The organism is Amycolatopsis sp. VS8301801F10, from assembly GCF_046195355.1.
Lineage (GTDB): Bacteria > Actinomycetota > Actinomycetes > Mycobacteriales > Pseudonocardiaceae > Amycolatopsis.
Window position 1 is genome coordinate 578,411 of the sequence record NZ_CP176065.1, and the last position, 21,745, is coordinate 600,155.

The window sequence follows — 21,745 nt, forward strand, 5'->3', positions numbered from 1 at the left end:
TAACAGAGCTGGATGGTTCCAGAAGTGGTCGGAATCAAGTCTCTACCACCCTTGACCCGGCCCTCCGACCGGGCACGATCCGGCCCCGCCCGAGGGAACCGGACGAGCCCGGCGATCATCCCATCGCGTAACCACAGCCTGGGAGGTCACCGTCATGTCGTACCCCGCGCCCTACCCCGCCCAACCGGCGATGGCGCAGCAGCCGAGCAGCCGCGCCGCCGCCCGCGTGCTGAGCGGGCTGTCCGGCCTCGTGCTCACGCCGATCGCGATCGGCGTGCTGGCCTTCGGCGGCTTCCGCCAGCAGGCGAAGGTGGCGGCGACCTTCGCCGAACACGGCGACAGCCTCGGCGCCACGCTGCTGGTGATCGGCGCGCTGCTGCTGGTCGGCGTGGCCGCGCTCGGCGCGTGGTCGTCGGCCGGGCCGGTCGTCGGCGGGCTGGTCTGGGGAGTGCTGCCCGGGGTGGTCACGCTCGTGTCGCCGCGGACCGGATACGACCTGCTGCGCCTGCTGCCGGGCGACGAGGTGGCGGCGGGCTTCGGCGGCTGGCTGGTTTCCGGTGCCCTGCTCGGCACCGGATTCCTGCTGGTCGGCACGGGTCTGGCGACGACGCTGGCGCGCCGGCGCAGGTAGCGGCGGGACGGCGCGGGCCCGGTGAGAGTATTTGCAGATGGGATTGTTCACCGTAGCCGAGGCCCGCGCCGAACTCGCCCGGCTGCTTCCCGTGCTCGCCGAGCTGATCCGGGTCCGCGCCGACGCCGCCGAACTCGCCGCGTCCCTGCGTCCGGGCGGACGCGACACCAGCCTCGGCGGCCTGCCGGAGTGGAAGGCCGCGCAGGCCCGGCTGGACGACCTGATGACCGCGATCCAGGCGACCGGGGCCGAGCTGAAGGGGTTCGCCCCGCTGCTCGTGGACTTCCCGTCCTCCCTCGACGGCGACGACGTGCTGCTGTGCTGGCTCGAAGGCGACCGCGAGCTGTCCTGGTACCACCGGGCCGACCTCGGTTTCGCCGGCCGCCGCCGGTTGCCCGGATAATCACTGGTCAACCGCACTACGGTGACGGAGTGACCACACTTTTCGACGCCGACGCGGCGGGATACGACGAGGACACCTTCCACCCGTACGTGGCCGAGCGGCTGATCGACGGCCTGGCCCCGAAGCCCGCCCTGCTGGTCGACGTCGCCGCGGGCACCGGCGCGGCGGCCTTCTCAGCACTGCGGCTGGAACCCGCCGCGGTGTTCGCGATCGACCTTTCCCCCACGATGATCGAGATCGCCCGCGCGAAAGCCGCCGACCGCGACCCGGACGGCCGGATCACCTGGCAGGTCGGCTCAGCGGTACCGCTGCCGATCGGCGACGGCGAGGCGGACGCGGTCGTCTGCGCGTCCGCACTGCACTTCCTCGGCCCGGCCGCCCTGGCGGACTGGCGGCGAGTGCTGCGCCCGGGCGGAAAGCTGGCGTTCAGCATGGTGTCGGCGGAACGCTTCAAGCCGACCGGCAAATTCGCCGAGGCGGTCCCGCGCGACCTGCGCGTCCCGGGCACCCTCGAGGAAGCCGCCGCACTGGCCACCGACGCCGGATTCAGCTCGGCGACGGCACAGCACGTAACCCTCGATCAGGGCGACCGGGTACGGCAGGTTTTCGCGGTTTTCGCGGAGGCTTAACTAGTTCGCCGTGAGCGGCGGAGTCATAGCAGCACAATCGATCACATCCTGCGCGCGACGCTCCGCCGCTTCGGCAACTCGCCATTCAGCCGTGCAGCCGAGCGCCCTTGAGGATCTTGTCCACCGCGTTCTTCGGCCCGTGCACCGCCATCCCGGCCAACGCCAGTTTCTCCCGCGGCACCGCCCGCACCGCCGCGCGATTGTCGACGTCATTGCCGGTTTGGAACAGTTCGTCGGTGAAGATCGAGAACCGCAGACCCCGCGAGAGCGCGCGGCTGTGCGCCAGCGCGAGCGTCTCGGCGGCGCCCGCGAACACGAGTACCGGCTGGCGGAACATCGGCAGGTACTCCGTGTCGTCGGCGTCGAGGTAGGGCTCGCCGATCAGTTCGGGCGTCGTGTGGGCCACGCCGCTCACCAGGAATGCCGTGACGTTCAGCCGTTGCCACGAGGCCAAGTCGTCCCGCAGCAGCACGGCGATCTTCGTGTCGAATCGGGTCATGCCGGACAGCATCGGCTCGGGGCCGCGCGCAGGTCTTGTACGTTTTGAACATGACGGTGTCGGCTTGGCGCCCTTCGGTGCCCGGGATCGCCGAGGCGTTCCACGCCCGGTTCACCGATCACGCCTACCCCGCGCACACGCACGACACCTGGACGCTGCTGATCGTCGACGACGGCGTGATCAGCTACGACCTCGACCGGCACCACCACGGCGCACTCGGCACGGCCGTCACGCTGCTGCCGCCGAACGTCACGCACGACGGGCGCGCCGCGACCAGCCAGGGCTTCCGCAAACGCGTGCTCTACCTCGACGCCGACGTGCTCGGCGACGACCTGATCGGGGCCGCCGTCGACCAGCCGAGCCTGCCGGATCCATTGCTGCGCACCAGAATCCACCAGCTGCACCAGTCACTCGCCGAACCGCTGGAAGCCGAAAGCCGCCTGGCCCTGGTCGCCCAGCGGCTGCGCACCCACCTCGGCCGCCCGACGAGCCCGCCGCCCGACCGCAGCCTGGCCGACGACCTGCGCGACCTCCTGGACGAACGCCTGCCGGATTCGCTGACCCTGGCCGACGCCTCGCAGGTGCTCGGCGCGCACCCGGTCCACCTGGTCCGCGCCTTCGGCCGCCGCTTCGGACTGCCGCCGCACCGGTACGTCACCGGCCGCCGCGTCGACCACGCCCGCCGCCTGCTGCTCGACGGCACCCCGCCCGCGACCGTCGCCACCACCGCCGGGTTTACCGACCAAGCCCACCTGACCCGGCACTTCCGCCGCTACCTCGGCACCACCCCGGCCCGCTTCGCACGCGGCTGACCGGGCGGTTTGTGCGAAGATGACGCCATGCTGCGCGAACTGCACCTGACCGGCGACCCGGCGGCCGACAAGCTGCTCAACGACGACCCGTTCGCCCTGCTCACCGGAATGCTGCTGGACCAGCAGTACCCCATGGAGCACGCCTTCGCGGGCCCGCGGAAGATCGCCGACCGGATGGACGGCTTCGACCTGCGCAAGATCGCCGCGACGGACGTCGAGAAGTTCGTCGAGATGTGCGTGGTCCCGCCGGCGATCCACCGCTACGGCGGCTCGATGGCGCGCCGGGTGCACGCGCTCGCGCTGCACATCATCGAGAACTACGACGGCCGCACCGAGGGCATCTGGCTCGACGGCCGCCCCAAGCCGGACGGCCAGGAAGTGCTGAAGCGGCTCAAGGCGCTGCCCGGGTTCGGCGAGCAGAAGGCGAAGATCTTCCTGGCGCTGCTGGGCAAACAGCGCGGCGTCGCCCCGAAGGGCTGGCGAGAAGCCGCGGGTGCGTACGGCGACCGCGGCTCGCGTCGGTCCATTGCCGACGTGACGGACGCCAAGACGCTCGGCGAGGTGCGCGCGTTCAAGAAGGCCGCGAAGGCCGCCGCCAAGGCGAACTGACTCGTGAGTGTTTATCCCGGTTAGAACCGCGATAAACACTCACAAGCCTCGCGCGAACCAGACCACGTCCGGTTCTCCGCGCGGCACCGGAACCTCCACCACGTCCACCTCGGCGAACCGCTCCCGCAACCGAGCCGTGAACCCCGGTGCCGCGCCCGCGCTCCACACCGCCAGCACTCCGCCCGGACGCAGCAACCGAGACAACCCGGCCAAGCCGGAATCGGCGTACAGCGAGGCATTCCCCTCGGTGACCGTCCACTCTGGACCGTTGTCGATGTCCAGGCACAGCGCGTCGAACGTCTCGGTCGTCGTTCGCAGCCACTCCAGCAGATCCGCCTCGACCACCGTCACCCGCGGATCGTCCAGCGCCGCGCCGTGGACCTCGCGCAGCGGACCGGTGCGGTTCCAGGCGATCACCGCCGGTTCGCGTTCCACCACGACCACCGAGCCGACCGCGGAATGATCCAGCGCGGCGCGCAGCGAGAACCCGACGCCGAGGCCGCCGATCAGCACTCGCGCGCCGGGCGCGAGCCGGTCGGCCGCCCCGGTCACGAGCAGCCGTTCCGACTCGCCGTTGCGGGTGTCCATCAGGAACATCCCGTTTTCGATCACCTCGAACTCGGCGCCGTCGCGCCGCAGCACCAGTTCGCCGCCGTGCCCGGACACGGTTTCCAGTACCTCCGCCACGCCCGGCAGCTTCTCAGACCGTGACCTTCTCGCGGACCTCAACCCGCTTGCGCGCGCCCCAGAAGAACACGATCACGAGCATCGCCGCGGCGGCGAGGACCGCGGCGACCTCCGGCAGCACGGTCGGTCCGGCCGAGGTCAGCACCGCACCGCCGACGACGCCGGACAGCCCGACGCCCAGGTAGATCGCCGACGCGTTGAGCGACAGCGCGAGACCGGCGTGCCTCGGCGACAGTTCGATGAGCCGGTGCTGCAGCGGCGGGCTGAACGACCAGTTCGCCAAGCCCCACACGAACAACGTGATCCCGGCCCCGACCACGGTCGTCGCGGTGAACGGCAGCAGCGCCATCACCGCGGTGAAGCCGATCAGCACGATCAGCAGCGGCTTGCGCGCACCCCAGCGGTCAGCCGCGCGACCTCCGGCGAAGTTGCCGATCGCACCGCCGATGCCGTAGCAGAACAGCAGCACCGTGATCGTCCCGCCGGAAACGCCCGCCGTCGCGGACAGCACCGGCGACACCAGCGTGTAGACCATGAACGCGGCGAGGCAGGCGAGCGTGGTGGTGACCAGCAGCGCGACCACTCGCTTGTCCCGCGCGACCGCGAACCGCTCGGCGAGCCCGACCACCGGCGGCGGCGCGACCTTCGGCAGCGCGACCCGCACGCCGAGCGCACCGAGCAGGGACAGGAGGCCGACGAACAGGAACGCGCCCGCGTAACCGAACTGCTGGGAGATCACGCTGCCCAACGGAACGCCGAAGATCAGCGCGATGGTGAGTCCCCCGAACACCAGCGAAACGGCGCGACCGCGACGTTCCGGCGTGGTCAGCTCAGCGGCGACGGCGGTGGCAGCCGGGGTGTAGACGGCGGCCCCGATCGCCGTGACGACCCGCGCGATCAGCAGCGTGGTGTACCCCGGCGCGACGGCCGCGAAGATGTTCCCGACCGCGGCCACCGCGAGTGCGGCGACCAGCAGGGTGCGCCGTTCCCATCGGCCGGTGGCGGCGGCGAACAGCGGCGAGCCCACCGCGTACGCGATGGCGAACGAGGTGACGAGCTGCGCCGCCGCCGTCGCGGAGATGTGCAGCTCGGAGGTCAGCGCCGGCAACAGGCCGGCCACGATGTAGCCGCTGGTGCCGACGCCGAAGGCCCCGAACGCGAGCACCGAGTTCCGGGCCGCGGCCGAAGACGAGACGCTGGACATGAATGTCCCCCCAATGAGAACTGAACGGGTAGTTCGATGAACGTCGTAGTTCGATGACGACCGTACACGGAGCCGCTGACAATTTCGACAGCCGTCGTACTATGGACACATGCCCGCTTCCGCGCCCCTGCCCCCGCTCGCCTACCCGGACCGCGACGAGATCACCGTCGAAGGAGTGCTGCGCGCACTGGCCGACCCGGTCCGGCTGGCGATGGTCCGGCAGCTGGCGAACTCCGAAACGGAGCTCTCGTGCAGCGGGTTCGAGGTGCCGGTGACCAAGTCCACACTCACCCACCACCTCGCGATCCTGCGCCAGGCCGGGGTGTTCGCCGGCCGCCAGGTAGGCACCACCCGGTACAACTCGTTGCGCCGCAAGGATCTCGACGCGCTGTTCCCCGGACTGCTCGACGGCGTGCTGGCCGCGCCGCGCTGAACCGTCGCGCTACGTGGCGGGCCTCACCCGGATACCGGGATGACAAGGCCGCCCTCCATCGGTTGAACTAGAGCGAGACAGCACGACGACGTCGGGGCTGTCTAGTTTTTTGCCCTCGTTCTAAAGCGCTTCAGAAGCCTGTGACCCAGGCGATGAGAAAACGATTTCTTCAGGAAGGGAGAGCCGTGCCCGTCGCGTTGCTCGCGCTCGCCGTCGGTGCCTTCGGCATCGGTACCACCGAGTTCGTGATGATGGGTGTGCTGCCTCTGACCGCCGCGGACTTCCACATCGACATCCCGTCCGCGGGCTACTTCATCTCCGCCTACGCGCTCGGCGTGGTGATCGGCGCGCCGCTGCTCACCGCGCTGGCCGTCCGGCTGCCGCGCAAAACGATGCTGCTGGCGATGATGGGCCTGTTCACGGTCGGCAACGCGCTGTTCGCGCTCTCGCCGAACCAGGACTTCGGCATCGCGTTCCGGTTCCTCGCCGGCCTGCCGCACGGCGCGTTCTTCGGCGCGGGCGCGGTCGTCGCGTCCAGCCTCGCGCAGCCGGGCCAGCGCGCGAAGGCCGTGTCGATGATGTTCATGGGCCTGACGCTGGCGAACGTCATCGGCGTCCCGCTCGGCACGCTGCTCGGCCAGCAGGTCGGCTGGCGCGCGACGTTCGGCGTCGTCGCGGTGATCGGCCTGCTCGCCATCGCCGCCATCGCGAAACTGGTGCCGCACCAGGGCCGCCCGGCCGACCCGTCGATCCGCGGCGAACTGGGCGCGTTCCGCCGCCCGCAGGTGTGGCTGGCGCTGGCGATCGTGATGTTCGGCCTCGGCGGCGTGTTCGCCTGCATGTCCTACATCGCGCCGATGCTGACCGACGTCGCCGGATACTCGCCTGCCAACGTCACGGTGCTGCTTTCGCTGGCCGGGGTCGGCATGACGATCGGCAACTACCTCGGCGGACGGCTCGCGGACAAGGCGCTGATGCCGAGCCTGTACGTCGCGCTGCTCGCGCTCGCCACCGTGCTGGCGATCTTCACCGTGACCGCGCAGGGCAAGGTCGGCGCGGCGGTGACGATCTTCTTCGTCGGCGTCGCGGGCTTCATGATCGGCCCGATGATGCAGGCGCGGATCATGGAGAAGGCGGGCGGCACGCCGTCGCTGGTCTCGGCCGCGGTGCAGTCGGCGTTCAACATCGCCAACTCGATCGGCGCGTACCTCGGCGGCCTCGTCATCGCGGGCGGGCTCGGCCTGCTGGCCCCGAACTGGGTCGGCGCGCTGCTGGCCGTGCTCGGCGTGTCGATCGCCGCGGTGTCCGGCTTGCTGGACCGGCGCGAGGCGCGAGTCGAGAAGGAACTCGCGCTCGCGTCCTGACGGCTGCTCAGGAGGAGGCGTCGAAAGGTCCGCCGACGATCGTCAGCGAGATGAAGAGCACCGCGGCGCACAACGCGCCGTAGGTAAGGATGTCGACGACCTTGCCGCGAATCGCGAGCAGCCCGGCGCGCTCCTCCGGCAGCACCGCGCGCAGCACACCAGCCACGAACAGGGCCACGCCGACCAGCACCGCGCCCTCGCGCCAGTGGTACTGCAGCGCCCGCACCACGGCCGCCGCCAGCAGCAGCATGATCACCGCGAACGGCACGTGGACGAGCCAGGGGCGGTCGCCGCGGCGCCGGTGCCCGGTCATCGCCATCAGCGGGCGGCCGCGCGTTCCGCAGCCTCGACCACGTTGGTGACCAGCATCGCCCGCGTCATCGGGCCCACGCCGCCGGGGTTCGGCGACAGCCAGCCGGCCACCTCGGCGACCGCCGAGTCGACGTCGCCGGTGAGCTTGCCGTCGACATGGGAAACGCCGACGTCCAGCACGGCCGCGCCGGGCTTGACCATGTCCGGCTTGATGATCCCGGGCACGCCCGCGGCGGCGATCACGATGTCCGCGCGGCGCACCTCGGCGGCGAGGTCGCGGGTGCCGGTGTGGCACAGCGTGACGGTGGAGTTTTCGCTGCGCCGGGTGAGCAGCAAGCCGAGCGTGCGGCCGACGGTGATGCCGCGGCCGACCACGGTGACCTGCGCGCCGTTCAGCTCGACGCCGTGCCGCTTGAGCAGCTCGATGATTCCGTACGGGGTGCACGGCAGCGCGCCCGGTTCGCCGAGCACGAGCCGGCCGAGGCTGATCGGCGCGAGGCCGTCGGCGTCCTTCTCCGGGTCGATGCGCTCCAGGACGCGGTTCGCGTCGAGGTGCTTCGGCAGCGGCAGCTGGACGAGGTAGCCGTGGCAGGCCGGGTCGGCGTTCAGCTCGTCGATGACGGCCTCGAGCTTCTCCTGCGAGATGTCCGCGGGCAGGTCGCGGCGGATCGAGTTGACCCCGATCTTCGCGCTGTCCGCGTGCTTCATCTTCACGTAGGAGTGGGAACCGGGGTCGTCGCCGACCAGCACAGTGCCCAGCCCCGGGGTGATCCCCTTCTCCGCGAGCGCGGCCACGCGCGGGCGCAGCTCTGCGAAAATGGCGTTCTTCGTGGCCTTGCCGTCGAGAATCTTCGCCGTCACGGCGGCCATTGTCGCAGAGCCGCCGGAGCCCGCCGGTCAGGAGTGGGTTCTGCACTCTGTGTGTCCGCGACACCACCCGATCGGCCCGCGCGTCTTCCGTGGAATCAGCCGTCCCGGGTCTTAAGCTGGAGAAGCTCCACCGCATCACCCACCCGGGCGTGTGACCCGTGCCATATCGCGTCCGCCGAGGTCAGCGGGCACGTCCACCGGTCCGAGGGTGGCAAAAGCCCTATGCGGGGTGCGTTCGTGCGCGCGAACAGTCAAAATGTTCTCTGTGGCACAACCGACGACGCAGCTGAACGCGACGGAGCAGGACACTCTGGTCAAGCAGATCGGACTGGCCCTGCTGCGCGCCGCCCCGCGCGACTGGCGCAAAGTCTCCGCGGAGTACCGAGCCGTCGGCAGGTACCACGAGCTGACCGGCGAGATCGTGCTCGAGGACGGCTCCACTCAGGAATGGATCGCGACGCACGACATCGCGACCCTCTTCGGGAGACTCCGCGCGGGCATGTACCGCGACGGCCGCGGCACCTGGTTCAACGCGCGCTACCAGCTGGACCACCCCTCCAGCTACAACCTCGAGTACAACCGCGACGAGCCGCAGTGGCACCTCGCCCCGCCGCCGCAGGCGTACTCCGACGAGCTGCGCATGTTCCCCCGCACCGAGGAGAACGTGCCCGAGTGGCTGATCCGCCGGATGTCCGGCCTCGGCCCGGAACAGCCCGGACCGCACTTCCGCATCGCACGGATCTTCGACACCATCGGCCCGGCCGGCCGCCCGGTCATCAACCGCCCGGACCTGGACGTCGACGAGCAGGACCGGCTGCTGGACTACCTCGACCACGCACCCGTCGTGGTCCAGGACCGCGGCTACGACATCGACCGTCTCGCCCAGACCCCCGAAGCGACGGTCCCGGTCGCCTTCCACAGCGACGGCCACTGGATCTGGCCCGCCGCGGTGAACTTCTACCTCCGCACGTACGGCGTCTCGCCGGAAGCGGACCTGATCGAGCACATCCGGGCCAACGGGTTCCAGCTTCCGCAGGTGGACGAACTGACCCTGCAAGGGGCGGCGGCTTATCTGACTCGGGGGAGCCAGACTCCGCAGCAGCGTCCCGCTCCCGGCGGTCCCGGGGCTGGTGGTCCCGGGGCCGGTGGTCCTGGCGGGCCGGGTGCGGCTGGCGGGCCTGGGGCCGGTGGTCCTGGGGCTGGCGGGCCGGGTGCCGCTGGTCCTGGTGGGCCTGGTGGGCCTGGTGGGCCTGGTGGGCCTGCTGCCGGTGGCCCTGGCGCTGGTGGACCTGGCGGTCCGGGCGCCGGTGGTCCAGGCGGACCGGGTGCGGCTGGCGGGCCTGGCGGCCCCGGTGGTCCGGGTAACGCGGGGGCTGCGGGCGGACCGGGCGGACCCGGCAACACCGGTGGCCCCGGCGGTGCGAGCGGACCTGGCGGTCCCGGCGGCGCTGGCGGATTCGACGCCAACGGACCGGGTTCCGGCCCCGGCGCGGAGGCCCCCGTCGCTCCTGGCACTGGCGCAGCCGGAGTCGGCGCGGCCGCGGCGGGACTCGGGGCAGCCGGTCTCGGCGCAGCCGCACTCGGCGGATCCGGCGGCCCGAGCAATCCCGACAACTTCCACCCCGCCGACGACTTCAGCGGCCACGGCACCGCCGATGGCCCCGGAGCCAACGGATTCGACTCCCCGGACGAGTTCGGCACCCCCGGTTCCCGCAGGCCCGATGCGACCGGCACCCCCGGCCCCGACCGGCGCGGCCCAGCCGCCGAATTCGACAACCGCGCCCCCGGCAGGCCCGGCACCGCCGACGAGTTTGACCACCGCGACTCCGGCAGGCCCGGCCCAGCCGATGGGTTCGACCACCACGACCCCAGCAGGCCTGCCGCGGCCGACGAGTTCGACAACCGCGGCCCCGGCAGGCCCGGCCCCGCCGATGAATTCGACCACCGCGCCCCCGGCAGGCCCGGCACCGCCGATGAATTCGACCACCGCGACTCCGGCAGGCCCGGAACGGCTGGCCGACCGGACGGTCCCGACAACTTCCACCCCGCCGACGACTTCGGCGGCCCCGGCACCACGGACGAGCCCGGTTTCGACGACCGCGGCTCGGACGAGCACTTCGAGCCCGCCGGGCCATCCCGCGGCGGTGCGGACAGGCGCGACCGGCCCGCTCCGGGTTCCTCGGCACCGAGCGGTCCGCAGGGCACGCGAGTGTCCGCGCCGGTCTCCGGGCCGGACAGTCCCGGCGGGTCGCACGGACTCGGCACCGCCGCTGCCGCGGTAGGAGCGGCGGGCGTTGCCGGGGCAGCGGGAGCGGCCGCGAGCGGCACCCACGCCGAATCCGGCCACCCGCACGAGGCCGGCTACGCCGAGCACCCCGACGCCGCCGGTTACGCCGAACCCGGCCACCACGACGCCGACGGCTACGACCAGCAAGGTCACCCCGACGCGGCCTACGACCAGCACGGGCAGGCCGGTTACGACCAGCCTGACCACGCGGACGGTTACGACCAGCGGGACCACGTCGAGCACTACGACCAGCACGACGAAGGCTACGAAGAGCCTGGCCACGTCGGTTATGACGAATCCGCGCCGCACGACGCCCGCGGATACGACGCCGAGCCGTACGACGACCAGCACGGGTACGAGGACGCGGCCTCCCACGAGGCCGGTGCTTACGCCGAACCGCACGGGTACGACGAAGCCGGTCAGCACGGGCACGACGAAGCGGGTTACGACGAGTCCGCGCACCACGTCGACGACCGCGCCCGCGAGGCGGCTGGCTACGACGACGCCCGCGCGTACGACGACCACCTCGACGCGCACGGGAGCAACATCCCCGGCGTCGGCACGTTCGAGCAGCCCGCTGCTCCGGGCGCGCAGAACGGGCTGGTCGGCGCGGATGGCGTCATCGGCGCCGACGGGCTCATCGGCGCGGACGACTCCGCCGACGAACCCGCTCCGAACCGCCACACCGCGGAGCCGGAAGCCGGTCGGCGCAGCGCACCGGACGACGCTCGCCCCGGCGACCAGGAGGGCGGCCGTCGGCGTGCCCAGCCGGACGCCGAAGCGGACGACAGCCGTCGGGACGACGTGCGGCTGAACGCCGAAGACAGCGGACGACGCGGCACCGAGCCCGACAGTCCGGCCGAACCCGCGGACGAGCACGGCAGTCACGTCGGCGCGGCTGCGGCCGGGGTCGCCGCGGCTGGCGGGTTGGCCGCGGCAGGCCTCGCCGCCGCGCACGGTCGGAGCCGTGAGAAGGAGGCCGAGAGCCGCCACGGCGCCGCGCCGGAGCGTGCCGCCGAGCCGCCGTTCGAGCAGGACTTCGACGGCGCTCAGTACGACCGCTACGACGACGAAGACCACACCGACGTCCACCACGACCTCGTCCCCGGCCGCAACGGCGCCGGGCCGGGCCACCCGGCCGACGACGAGGACGACACCGACGTGCACCAGCCGGTCGACGACGGGCACGAGGAGCCGGTGCTCTTCACGCACGGCAACGAACCGTCCCGCGACGACGACGAGCAGCAGCGTGCCGAACTGTTCACGCACTCCGGTGGTTACGAAGACGACAACCGCCGCGAGCCCGAGTACGACGCGGGCCCGCCCACCGCGATGATCATGCCGGGGTCCGAGATCCCCGGCGGGCTTCCGGTGCCGGAGATGCCGGTGGCCCCGACGTCCGGCGGGCGGCGCGCGGCACGCGAGCAGGCCGAACCGGCCCCGGTCGCGCGGCGGGAGCAGCCCGCCCAGCCGGAGCTGGCCGAACTGCAGGCGAAGCTCGACGAGCTGAACGTGCCCGAGGCCGCGTACCGGCTCGGCGGCCCCACCGAACGCGGGTGGAGCGTCGAGCAGGTGGGCGAGGGCTGGCGCGTCGGCTGGTACGACGGCGAGCTGATCAACCCGGCGGTGTTCGGCGACGCGGAGGACGCCGCGGCGTTCATGCTCGGCAAGGTGCTGCTGCACCCCGACGGGTATGTCGCGGCGGAAGCCCCCGTGCCGGCTGCGCAGCCAGTCGCGGACGCGCCGAAGCCGCCCGTGGTGGCGACGTTGTCGCCGGAGGTCGCGACGGGCTCGTTCCCGGTCCGGCCGCGCGAGAACGTGCCGCCGCAGGAGCAGACCGCGTTCACGCCCGCCGATCAGCTGCTGGCCGACGACGAACCGCCGGCGCCGCCGGTCCGGCAGACTCCGCCGCCCCCACCGCCGACGCAGGTCGCGGCACCGGTGAGCCCACCGACCCAGGTGGCTCCCCCGGTCAGCGCCCCGCCGACCCAGGTCGCCTCGCCGGTCAGCGCACCGCCCACTCAGGTCGCCCCGCCGGTCGGCCCGCCGCCGCGGCGGGAACCGCCGGTGCGCCGCGAGGAACCGGTGCGTGCCAACGGGACCGGCGGCAGCGGGCAGTGGCCGATCGCGCCGCTGTCCGGGGAACCGCCGCTGACCCTGTTCCGCGGTAAGGAACTGCGCGAACTGCCCGCCGGCAGCGAACTGGACCGCTTCGGCGGCCCGAACGGCAACCTGACCTACGCGGCGGGCACCCCGTTCGAGGAGCGTTCGCTGGTGCCGGAGTGGGTGAACCGGCCGTATCACGTGTACCGCGTGCAGCGGCCGCTCGAAACCCTCGCCGGGGTCGCGATCCCGTGGTTCAACCAGCCGGGCGGCGGGTCGGCGTACCTGCTTCCGGCGAGCATCGAAGAACTGCTCGCCGAGGGCGACCTGATCGAACTCGACCCGGGCGAACCGCCGATCGACTGAGGACGCGGACCAGGGGCGGGGCCAGCGGGCTTCGCCCCTTTTCCGTGCCCGGAAACGGTTTACTTGACGACCAGGCCGTGTGCCGCGGCGAACGCCACCGCCAGTTCGACGTCCACGTACGCGCCGTGCAGATCCGCCTGCACCAGCCCGTTCGCGTCCACCACCGCGCCGCGCAGATCGGCTCCGGGGAACCTCGTGCCGATCATCCGGGACCCGGACAGATCCGTGCCCCGCAGGTCGGAATCCGTCAGATCCGCCTCGTTGAGGTTCACTTCCCGCATCCGCAGGCCGGACAGGTCCAGTTTCCGCAACCGGCCGCGCGCGAACGACGCCAGCGACAGATCGCATTCGGTCAGCGCGATCCCGGTATATCGGCAGTCCACAAAGGACGAACCAAGCAGCGAGCACGACGACCAGCGGCTGTCTGCGAGCACGGAGCGGTCGAACGTGCACGAGCGGAACGCCGACGCGTCGTGCCGCGAACCGGCGAGGTCGACCTTGGTGAAGTCGCAGTTGTCGAAGGTGCAGCCGCGGGTGCGCAGGTCGCGCAGGTCCGCCTCGGTGAAATCGCAATTCGCGAACTGGCGTTTTTCCCACCACTGGCCGGAAAGTCGTGCTTCGGTGTAGTCCTCGCCGGTCTCGGTCACCCGGACAGGATGACATCAGCCCCGGCGCCGCCTCATCGACGGGGTGGCTGCGAGCGGCCGGAAGGCGTGTGTCCACGAACTGTCCGCCGCTCATCGGAAGTCCCGCGATCTCGTGGGGATCCGCAGCCTCAGCTGCTCCAGTTTCTGCGCGCGCACGCTCGCGACGCCATCCGCTTTTTCCAGTACTCCGTGCACCAGCAGCGCCGCGCTGCCCCGCGCGATCCGGTGGAACCGTTGCCACAGCCCGAGGGTGCAGATCACGTTCACCATGCCGGTCTCGTCCTCGAGGTTCAGGAACGTGACTCCGCCGGCGGTCCCCGGCCGCTGGCGGTGCGTGACCGCTCCCCCGACGAGCACGCGCTCCCCGTCGGACCGGTCCAGCAGCTTATCGGCGGTGACGACTCCGAGCGCGTCGAGCCGGTCGCGGATGAACTCCGTCGGATAGCTGTCCGGCGAGATCCCGGTGGCCCACACGTCGGCCGCGGCGAGGTCGAGCCCGTCCATCCCGGGCAGCATCGGCGCGTCCACGCCGACGCCGGTGCCGGGCAGTTTCTCCGGCCGGTCCTGCGCGACCGCGCCCGCGGACCACAACGCCTGCCGCCGGTCCGGGCCGAACGCGCTGAACGCGCCCGCGGTGGCCAGCGCTTCCAGCTGCGGAGTGGTGAGCCGGACGCGCCGGCCGAGGTCCGACATGCTCTCGTACCGGCCGTTTGCCTCCCGTTCCGCCACGATCTCCTTCGCCAGCGTTTCGCCGATCGTCCGGACAGTGCTGAGCCCGCCGCGCACCGCGTGGAGCTTTCCCTTGTCCGGCAACGCTTCCAGCGTCGCGTGCGGGAGGCTCCGGTTGATGTCCGGGCCGAGCGTGGTGACGCCGTGCCGACGGGCGTCCGCCACCAGCGACTGCGGCGAGTAGAACCCCATCGGCTGCGCCCGCAGCAGGCCCGCGCAGAACGCGTCCGGGTGGTAGTACTTGAAGTACGCGCTCGCGAACACCAGATGCGCGAAGCTCAGCGCATGGCTTTCCGGGAAGCCGAAGTTGGCGAAGGCCTTGAGCTTCTGGAAGATTTTCTCCGCCAGCTCCGCGTCCACCTCGTTGGCGATGGCCCCGTCGAGGAACCGCTGGTGCAGCCGCTCCATTTTCCGCTGCGACCGTTTCGATCCCATCGCGTGCCGCAACTGGTCGGCCTCGGCCGGAGTGAACTTCGCGACGTCCAGGGCGATCTGCATCATCTGCTCCTGGAACAGCGGCACTCCCAGCGTCTTCGACAGAGCGTTCTCCAGCAGCGGATGGTCGTACTCCCACTTCTCGCGACCTTGCTTGCGGCGGATGTACGGATGCACCGAACCGCCTTGGATCGGACCGGGCCGGATCAGCGCGACTTCCACGGCCAGGTCGTAGAACTCCTTCGGCCGCAGCCGCGGCAACGTCGCCAGCTGGGCCCGGCTCTCCACTTGGAACACGCCGATCGCGTCCGCGCGGCAGAGCATTTCGTAGATGTTCTGGTCGTTGAGGTCCAGTTCGGCGAGATCGATCTTCTCGCCCTTGTACTCCTCGACCAGGTCGAGCATGTAGTGCAGCGCGGAGAGCATGCCGAGCCCGAGCAAATCGAACTTCACCAGGCCCGCCGCGGCGCAATCCTCTTTCTCCCACTGCAGCACGCTGCGGTTTTCCATGCGCGCCCATTCGACCGGGCACACCTGGCTCACCGGCTCCCGGCACATCACCATGCCGCCGGAGTGGATGCCGAGGTGCCGCGGGAAGTCTTCGAGTGCGAAGGCGAGCTGCACGACGTCGTTCGGGATGTCGTGGTCGTGGTCTTTCTCCGTGCTGCGCAAGGCGCCCCAGCGGTCGATTTGCTTGCTCCACGCGTCCTGCTGGCCGGACGAGTAGCCGAGTGCGCGGGCGGCGTCGCGGATCGCGGAGCGGGCGCGGTAGGTGATCACGTTCGCGACCTGCGCGGCGTTGAGCCTGCCGTGTTTGCGGTAGACGTACTGGATCGCTTCCTCGCGCCGGTCGGACTCGATGTCGATGTCGATGTCCGGGTAACCGTCGCGGTCGGGTGCGAGGAACCGTTCGAAGAGCAGGTGGTACTCGATGGGGTCGACCTTGGTGATGCCGAGCGCGTAGCACACCGCCGAGTTGGCCGCGGAACCCCTTCCCTGGCAAAGGATGTCGCTTTCCCGGCAGAACCGGACGATGTCCCAGACGATCAGGAAGTACCCCGGGAACCCTAGCTCCTCGATCACCCCCATCTCGTGCTTGATCTGCTGCCAGGCCTTGTCCGCGTGGGCCTTGCCCGAGTAACGCTCGGCGAAGCCCGCCTTGACGAGGTTGCGCAGGTGCGTGGTCTCGGTCTCGCCGTCCGGCACGTCGAACGGCGGCAGCTCCGGCGCGAGAAGCTCCAGCGGGAACGCGCATTCCATGCCCAGCAACGCCGACCGCTGCACCGCGCCCGGGTAGCGCTGGAAGATCTCCGCCATTTCGTTGCCCGAACGCAGGAACGCGGCGGCGTCACCGGGCAGCCAGCCTTCGAGGTCGTCGATGCTGCGCCGGGCGCGGATGGCGGCGACGGCGTCCGCGAGCCGGCCGCGTTCCGGGCGGGCGTAGTGCGCGGCGGTGGTCGCGACGGTGGGCAGCTGGAGTTCGCTGGCCATCTCGGCGAGCAAGTCGTTGTGTGTGCTGTCGAGCGGCTGGCCGTGGTCGATCAGCTCGACGTAGACCTGGTTCTGGCCGAAGAGGTCGACCAGCCGCCGCAGTTCGGCGAACGCCGCGTCCGCGCCTTCGCGCACCAGCGCCGAACGCACGGATCCCTTGCGACATCCGGTCAGCACCGCGCACTTCCCCGCGACTTCCTCCGCCACGGCGGACAAATCGTAGATCGGACGCCCTTTTTCGGCCCGTTCCGCTTTTTCGTCGTCGTGGCCGCGCAGCTGGCCGGCGGTGATCGCGCGGCACAGGCTGCGGTAGCCGTCGCTGCCGCGGGCCAGCAGCAGGAGATGTTCGCCTTCCGGGTCGGCGACGCCGTTTTGCGGCCCGGACAGCCCGAAGCTCAGCTCGGTGCCGAATACCGTTGCGACGCCTAGCTCTTTGGCCGCCTCGGCGAACCGGACCACGCCGTACATGCCGTCGTGGTCGGTGAGCGCGATCGCGTCGAGCCGCAGCCGCGCGGCTTCCTCCACCAGTTCCTCGGGGTGGCTGGCTCCGTCGAGGAAACTGAAGTTGGAGTGGCAGTGCAGTTCGGCGTACGCCACTCGCGGCCCGGCTTCCAGGTCGCTGCGCGGCGGCGGGATGTCGGCGGGGCGGCGGTACGCCTCGCGTTTGCGCCCCCACGCGGGACTGTCGCCGTGGTCGCCGGGCGGCATCCCGCCCGACAGCGCCCGCGCGAGGTCCTTCCACGGGACCGGCGGGTTGTTCCAGCCCATCGTCAGTCCATCCGGTTCTCAGGCGAGCGGCGGGGTTCCGGGATCAGCAGCGCGACCGGCACCGGGTCGCACGGGCACGGCGGTTCGGCCGGGACGCGGGGCACCGGCAGTTCGTGCTCCATCAGATGCGGTTTCCTTTCGTTGTCTCCGCAGGGTTTCTTGGCAGGTCGGTTCAGTCGTAGCTTCCTTCTACTGTCCACACTGGATTTTCCGTTCCGGAGCAGAGGACGAGCACCGCCTCCGGCGCCTCGTTTTCCCCTGCCGCGAGCAGCAGCTGCAACCGGGCTTGCTGCGGCCCGGTCGAACGACGGCCCGACGTGACCGGCCACGGACCGGCCCATCCGGTGATCGGCCTCGGCGGCCCGCCCGCGACGCACAGTCCGTGCGGCGGCGCGGTCAGCCGTTTGCGCGCGGTGAGGCCGACTGGCCGCCCCTGTGCGTCGATGACCTGGACTGGCAACGGTTGTTCCAGCACCGTCGCTGGAGACGGGGACGGCAACCGGGCAGGCCACGTGGCGTCCGGCGGTCCGGCGGGTTCCCGCGGATCGCCCCACGGAATGAGCCGGACCCGGCTCGCCGGATCGCGTCCGCCGTCGAGCACCGGCGTGACCACGCCCTCCGGACCGAGCAGACCTTGCACTCGCACGAATGCCCGGCCCGCCCGTTCGGCAGCCAATTCCTCGTCCTCGCCCGGGCCGGCGCCGGGATCGCTCCCCCGCCACAGCCCCAGCTGCAATGACCTCCCTTCGACAGTCTCTTCCGGTTCGAGCCGCAACCGCGCGACCCCGGCCGTGGGCCGTTCGCCGGGCGCGGCCTTGAGCCAGCCCTCGAACTGCCACCGGACCCGGTCCGCCACCCCTTGCGGCGTAAGTGGTTCCGCACAACGCCAGACGCGACCGAGCTGCTCGCCGTTCTCGGTGGTCGCGTATATACCCAATCGAGTGCACGCGAGCCCGCGATCAGCGAGCGCGGCGTGGAACCGCGCGCCGAGTTTTTTGGCCATGAACGCCGCTACGTCCACCCTGGCGAGCACCGGATCGAACGATTCGGCGAGCGACAGTTCCGGCGGCGGGCTGCGGCGCAACGGCGGCCGGTCGGACAGCCCCCGGGCCAGCCGGTGCGCGAGCACGCCGGTGCGCCCGAACCGGGCGGCCACGTCGCGCTCGCCGAGTTCGGCGAAGGCACCGAGCGTGCGCAACCCGAGCCGGACGAGCAGGCCGACCAGATCCGCCCGCTCGGCATCCGGCTGGTCCAGTTCGGTCACCGGCAACGGAGCGAGAAATTCGGCCGCCCGCCCAGGTTCGACCAGCGTCCCCTGCCGCGCGGCGAGGGTCGCCGCGAACAGCCCTTCCGCTATCCCGACCTGACATTCGACCCCGGCGACCGCGGCCACCTGGTCCACCAGTTTCTCCGCGAGCCGCGGTTCGCCGCCGAAATACCCGGCCGCCCCCGCGACCGGAACCGCGAGCAGCCCGGGCCGCACCACTTCCAGCCCGACGACCAGTTCCTCCACCGCCGTCGCGACGTTCTCGAACAACCGCGCGTCCCGCGCCTCGTCTACGCCGAACACCGCCAGGTCGGGACACTGGGATTCCGCTTCCCGCCGCCGCATGCCGCGCCGGATGTTCCGCGCCCGCGCGACCGCGGTGCACGCGACGACCCGGTTCGCGTGAAACACCGCCGCCGGCCGGGTAAGCACGCCCCCCGCCGCGGCGACAGCGGCGACCGCGGGCCAGTCCGGGCACCACAAAACCAGCATCCGCACTGGATGGCGCCGCGGGTCCTTTTGTCCTTTGTGGACAGTGTAGTTCACCCGACTGCTTCCTCCCGTGCCGCGACCCGCTTCTCGCCGCGGGAAACCCGCCCGTCCGGACCGGGCAAAAGCACCGATGCCGACCGGGGCCGGGCCGCCGCGCCGCGCCCGCGGGCGTGTACTTCGACCGGGCGGGAACGGAGATGTCCGGCACCGTGCTCGAGCACCCCGGTCCAGGCGCCGGGGGTGCAGTGCAGTTCGACGTCGGCGGAAGGCCAGTGCCCCAGCGAAAGCAGCACGGCCCCGCGATGCCGAGCCCGCGCCGCGAGCCGCCGCGCGACGTCCGGCCGGACTGAACGAGGCTCGGTGACAACGAGGTCGACGCCGTCGAGCAGAGCGGCCATCACCGCTTGGTATTCGGCCCCTGGCCGAGGAACCAACGCGAGCCGCGAAACAACGACTCCGTGCTCGGCCGCCGCGACGATCCCCAGCGACGGAGCACCGACCACCGCTGCCCACGCCCCGGCGGAGGTCGCCTCCGCGAGAAGCGCGAACAGCAGCGACGTGGAGTGGTGAACCGCGACGACGCTCCCCCGCCGCAACCCCGCCCCAGGCAGCAGATCGGCTAAGGCGGGGGCCACCGGAAGCATCCGCCCGGCGGCCTGCCCCCAGTCGGCCCGGGAAGCCCGCTCGGCAGCGACGGTGCTGGCAGTGCTGACACCGGGGAGGGCGGTCAGCTTGGCCAGGGGGTGCGCCGGATCCGCCGAGGTGGCGGGGTGGAGCCGGGGCGGGGGGCGGAGTTCCGACGGTGCCGGATGTGCCGGGCCGGGCGGGTTTGCCGGACCCTCCGGATCAGCGGGGCGGAGCCGCGCCGGGGACCGGAGTTCCGACAGTTCCGGATGTGCCGGGCCGGATGGGTTTGCCGGCCCCTCCGGATCAGCGGGATGGAGCCGCGTCGGAGGACGGAGTGCCGACGGATCCGGAGATGCCAGGCTGGACGGGTTCGCCGAATCCGCCGAGGCGGTGTGATGGAGCCGGGGCGGGGGCCGGAGTTCCGACAGTTCCGGAGATGCCAGGCCGGACGGGGTCGCCGGACCCTCCGAATCAGCGGGACGGAGCCGCGCCGGGGGCCGGAGTTCCGACAGTTCCGGAGATGCCAGGCCCGACGGGTTCGCCGGATCAGCGGGATGAACGCGGGTCGGAGGACACAGTTCCGACAGTTCCGGAGTCGCCAGGCCTGACGGGTTCGGCGGGCGCAGCGGAGTCGGAGGGGTGAGCGGAGACTCGGGCTGTTCTTCCAGACCAGGCTCGGCCAGCGAGCCGGAAGGAGCTTCCGGACGAAGCGGGACCGGTGGCTCGGAGGAAGTTCCCAGGCTCGAGTCGGCTGGAGTCGCTGGCTGCGGTGGCGAATCTCGTTCAGCAGACGAGCGAATCCGAGTCGAAGATGGCGGGCGAGCAGCCGGACCAGGCTGACTCGCCGGGGTGAGCGGAGCCGGTGAATCCGGTCGCGAGTCGGCAGCCGATGCCGTCCCTGGACCAAGCTCACGACCGGGTTGAGCCGACCAGACCTGTGAACGAAGCATGGCTGGCGAGCCAGTCTCCGCCGCCCCACCGGGGTTGGCCGGGATCCGGGGTTCGAATGCCGCGGCCAGAGAACTCAGCTGAGCGCGGGATTCCTTCTCCCCCCATGAAAAACCTGCGGACATCGCGGCGACTGGCGTCCGTTCCTTCGCCAATGCTTCGATCGCCGACCACGGAACCAGTACTTCCCACGAGCGTGCCGGCCGCGCCTCCGGCACGCTCGTGGGCGCGGAAGCCTGCGTTTCCGCGTCGGAAAAGGCCTCCCGCGGTGACCGGCCAGGTTTCTTCTGCCGGGCCGGAATTCCCGCGGTGCCAAGGAGTTCGGTCGGGACGGAGCCAGCAGGCAGGACTGAAGGGCCCAGTTTCCCGGCCACGGCCGAAGAGCTGCTCGCCTCCGAAGGCGCCTCGGCCGGAGACCAAGCTCCGACTGCTCCCTGCACCGCCTCAGCTACCGCACAACCCCCTGCGGAAGCAGCCCCGGCCAAGGCACCGCCCACGCCCGACACCGATCCGCCCAGAGATCGAGTGCCGCTCGCCGCCAAAGCCGCCTCGACAGCTTCCGGAGCCTCCCTAACCGCAGAAGCAGCCTCGGCCAAGGCCACAGCACCGCTCAAAGACCGAGCACCGCTCGTCGCCAAAGCCGCCCCGACAGCTCCCGGAGCCTCCCTAACCGCAGAAGCAGCCTCGGCCAAGGCCACAGCGCCGCTCAAAGACCGAGCACCGCTCGCCGCCAAAGCCGCCCCGACAGCTTCCGGAACTCCCCTAGCCCCGGAAGCCCCCGCAACCGTCCCGGCCAAGACCGAAGCACCGCTCGCCGAAACCCCCGGAGCCATCCCGGCCAGAGCTGAAGCCTCGCCCGCTCCAGGAAAACCAGCCGCGCCCGCACCGCCCGCGGAAGTCCCCCCAGCCGCGCAAGCCCCCGAAGCTTCCGCGACCTCCGAAACAATCCCCGAAGAAGCAACCCTCGAAGAAGCAGTCCCCGAAGCCGCTTCGGTCGTCACCGGTTCCTCCTTCCTCCGAGCAGCCGACGGTCCGTCCCGGGCAAGGCCGTCACACCAAGCCCGGGACGGACGCCGACACACCGCGGGGAAGGCGGTTCCGCATCCTCATCCGTGCGGAAACCGCACGGTCA

The 21,745-nt window shown here is 71.3% G+C and carries 17 protein-coding genes; 8 read left to right on the plus strand and 9 right to left on the minus strand.

From position 1 onward, the window contains the following. Nucleotides 1–154: 154 nt before the first annotated feature. Genes F9C11_RS02740 through F9C11_RS02750 form a run of 3 tightly spaced genes read left to right on the plus strand, consistent with a single transcriptional unit; the run spans nt 155 to nt 1,663 of the window. Nucleotides 155–631 carry a hypothetical protein gene (locus F9C11_RS02740; protein WP_409183378.1) on the plus strand — a complete coding sequence of 159 codons (477 nt, stop codon included), beginning with the start codon at nt 155–157 and terminating at the stop codon, nt 629–631. 37 nt (nt 632–668) lie between these two features. Continuing rightward, nucleotides 669–1,034: a DUF2203 domain-containing protein gene (locus F9C11_RS02745; RefSeq protein WP_037712331.1), complete on the plus strand. Its 366-nt coding sequence runs from the start codon at nt 669–671 to the stop codon at nt 1,032–1,034. A gap of 29 nt (nt 1,035–1,063) precedes the next feature. Then, nucleotides 1,064–1,663, plus strand: coding sequence for a class I SAM-dependent methyltransferase (locus F9C11_RS02750; protein WP_409183379.1), 600 nt, complete (start codon nt 1,064–1,066; stop codon nt 1,661–1,663). Between the two features lie 85 nt (nt 1,664–1,748). Here the strand turns inward: F9C11_RS02750 and F9C11_RS02755 are convergent, their stop codons facing one another. Continuing rightward, nucleotides 1,749–2,162, minus strand: coding sequence for a DUF2000 family protein (locus tag F9C11_RS02755; RefSeq protein ID WP_409183380.1), 414 nt, complete (start codon nt 2,160–2,162; stop codon nt 1,749–1,751). Between the two features lie 50 nt (nt 2,163–2,212). On the opposite strand from F9C11_RS02755, the gene F9C11_RS02760 reads away from it, so the two are divergent. Further along, nucleotides 2,213–2,974 carry an AraC family transcriptional regulator gene (locus F9C11_RS02760; RefSeq protein ID WP_409183381.1) on the plus strand — a complete coding sequence of 254 codons (762 nt, stop codon included), beginning with the start codon at nt 2,213–2,215 and terminating at the stop codon, nt 2,972–2,974. A gap of 27 nt (nt 2,975–3,001) precedes the next feature. Further along, nucleotides 3,002–3,583 carry an HhH-GPD-type base excision DNA repair protein gene (locus F9C11_RS02765; RefSeq protein ID WP_409183382.1) on the plus strand — a complete coding sequence of 194 codons (582 nt, stop codon included), beginning with the start codon at nt 3,002–3,004 and terminating at the stop codon, nt 3,581–3,583. Nucleotides 3,584–3,622: 39 nt separating this feature from the next. Here the strand turns inward: F9C11_RS02765 and F9C11_RS02770 are convergent, their stop codons facing one another. Continuing rightward, complete coding sequence (locus F9C11_RS02770; RefSeq protein ID WP_409183383.1) at nt 3,623–4,270, minus strand: spermidine synthase; 648 nt, start codon at nt 4,268–4,270, stop codon at nt 3,623–3,625. Nucleotides 4,271–4,283: 13 nt separating this feature from the next. Continuing rightward, complete coding sequence (locus tag F9C11_RS02775; protein ID WP_409183384.1) at nt 4,284–5,474, minus strand: MFS transporter; 1,191 nt, start codon at nt 5,472–5,474, stop codon at nt 4,284–4,286. Nucleotides 5,475–5,583: 109 nt separating this feature from the next. Between F9C11_RS02775 and F9C11_RS02780 the strand changes: the two genes are divergently transcribed. Then, nucleotides 5,584–5,907: an ArsR/SmtB family transcription factor gene (locus F9C11_RS02780; RefSeq protein WP_409183385.1), complete on the plus strand. Its 324-nt coding sequence runs from the start codon at nt 5,584–5,586 to the stop codon at nt 5,905–5,907. A 185-nt stretch (nt 5,908–6,092) separates the two neighbouring features. Next, nucleotides 6,093–7,271: an MFS transporter gene (locus F9C11_RS02785; RefSeq protein WP_409183386.1), complete on the plus strand. Its 1,179-nt coding sequence runs from the start codon at nt 6,093–6,095 to the stop codon at nt 7,269–7,271. Between the two features lie 7 nt (nt 7,272–7,278). Here F9C11_RS02785 and F9C11_RS02790 read toward each other — a convergent pair whose 3' ends face one another. Beyond that, nucleotides 7,279–7,590, minus strand: coding sequence for a DUF3017 domain-containing protein (locus tag F9C11_RS02790; protein WP_409183387.1), 312 nt, complete (start codon nt 7,588–7,590; stop codon nt 7,279–7,281). Further along, nucleotides 7,590–8,444, minus strand: a complete 855-nt coding sequence (locus F9C11_RS02795) for a bifunctional methylenetetrahydrofolate dehydrogenase/methenyltetrahydrofolate cyclohydrolase (protein WP_409183388.1) — start codon at nt 8,442–8,444, stop codon at nt 7,590–7,592. Before F9C11_RS02795 ends, F9C11_RS02790 begins: the two co-directional genes overlap by 1 nt. A gap of 265 nt (nt 8,445–8,709) precedes the next feature. Between F9C11_RS02795 and F9C11_RS02800 the strand changes: the two genes are divergently transcribed. Further along, a complete protein-coding gene (locus F9C11_RS02800) occupies nt 8,710–13,209 on the plus strand; it encodes a glycohydrolase toxin TNT-related protein (RefSeq protein WP_409183389.1) in 4,500 nt (1,499 codons plus the stop codon). A gap of 59 nt (nt 13,210–13,268) precedes the next feature. On the opposite strand, the gene F9C11_RS02805 is transcribed toward F9C11_RS02800, so the two are convergent. The 4 genes from F9C11_RS02805 to F9C11_RS02820 all read right to left on the minus strand — a co-directional run bounded on the left by F9C11_RS02805 (nt 13,269) and on the right by F9C11_RS02820 (nt 19,682). Beyond that, entirely contained in the window at nt 13,269–13,856 is a 588-nt protein-coding gene (locus F9C11_RS02805; protein WP_409183390.1) for a pentapeptide repeat-containing protein, read from the minus strand. 90 nt (nt 13,857–13,946) lie between these two features. Continuing rightward, entirely contained in the window at nt 13,947–17,279 is a 3,333-nt protein-coding gene (locus F9C11_RS02810; RefSeq protein ID WP_409183391.1) for an error-prone DNA polymerase, read from the minus strand. A 172-nt stretch (nt 17,280–17,451) separates the two neighbouring features. After that, nucleotides 17,452–19,038 carry a DNA polymerase Y family protein gene (locus tag F9C11_RS02815; protein ID WP_409183392.1) on the minus strand — a complete coding sequence of 529 codons (1,587 nt, stop codon included), beginning with the start codon at nt 19,036–19,038 and terminating at the stop codon, nt 17,452–17,454. A gap of 50 nt (nt 19,039–19,088) precedes the next feature. After that, a complete protein-coding gene (locus F9C11_RS02820) occupies nt 19,089–19,682 on the minus strand; it encodes a hypothetical protein (protein ID WP_409183393.1) in 594 nt (197 codons plus the stop codon). Nucleotides 19,683–21,745: the final 2,063 nt, after the last annotated feature.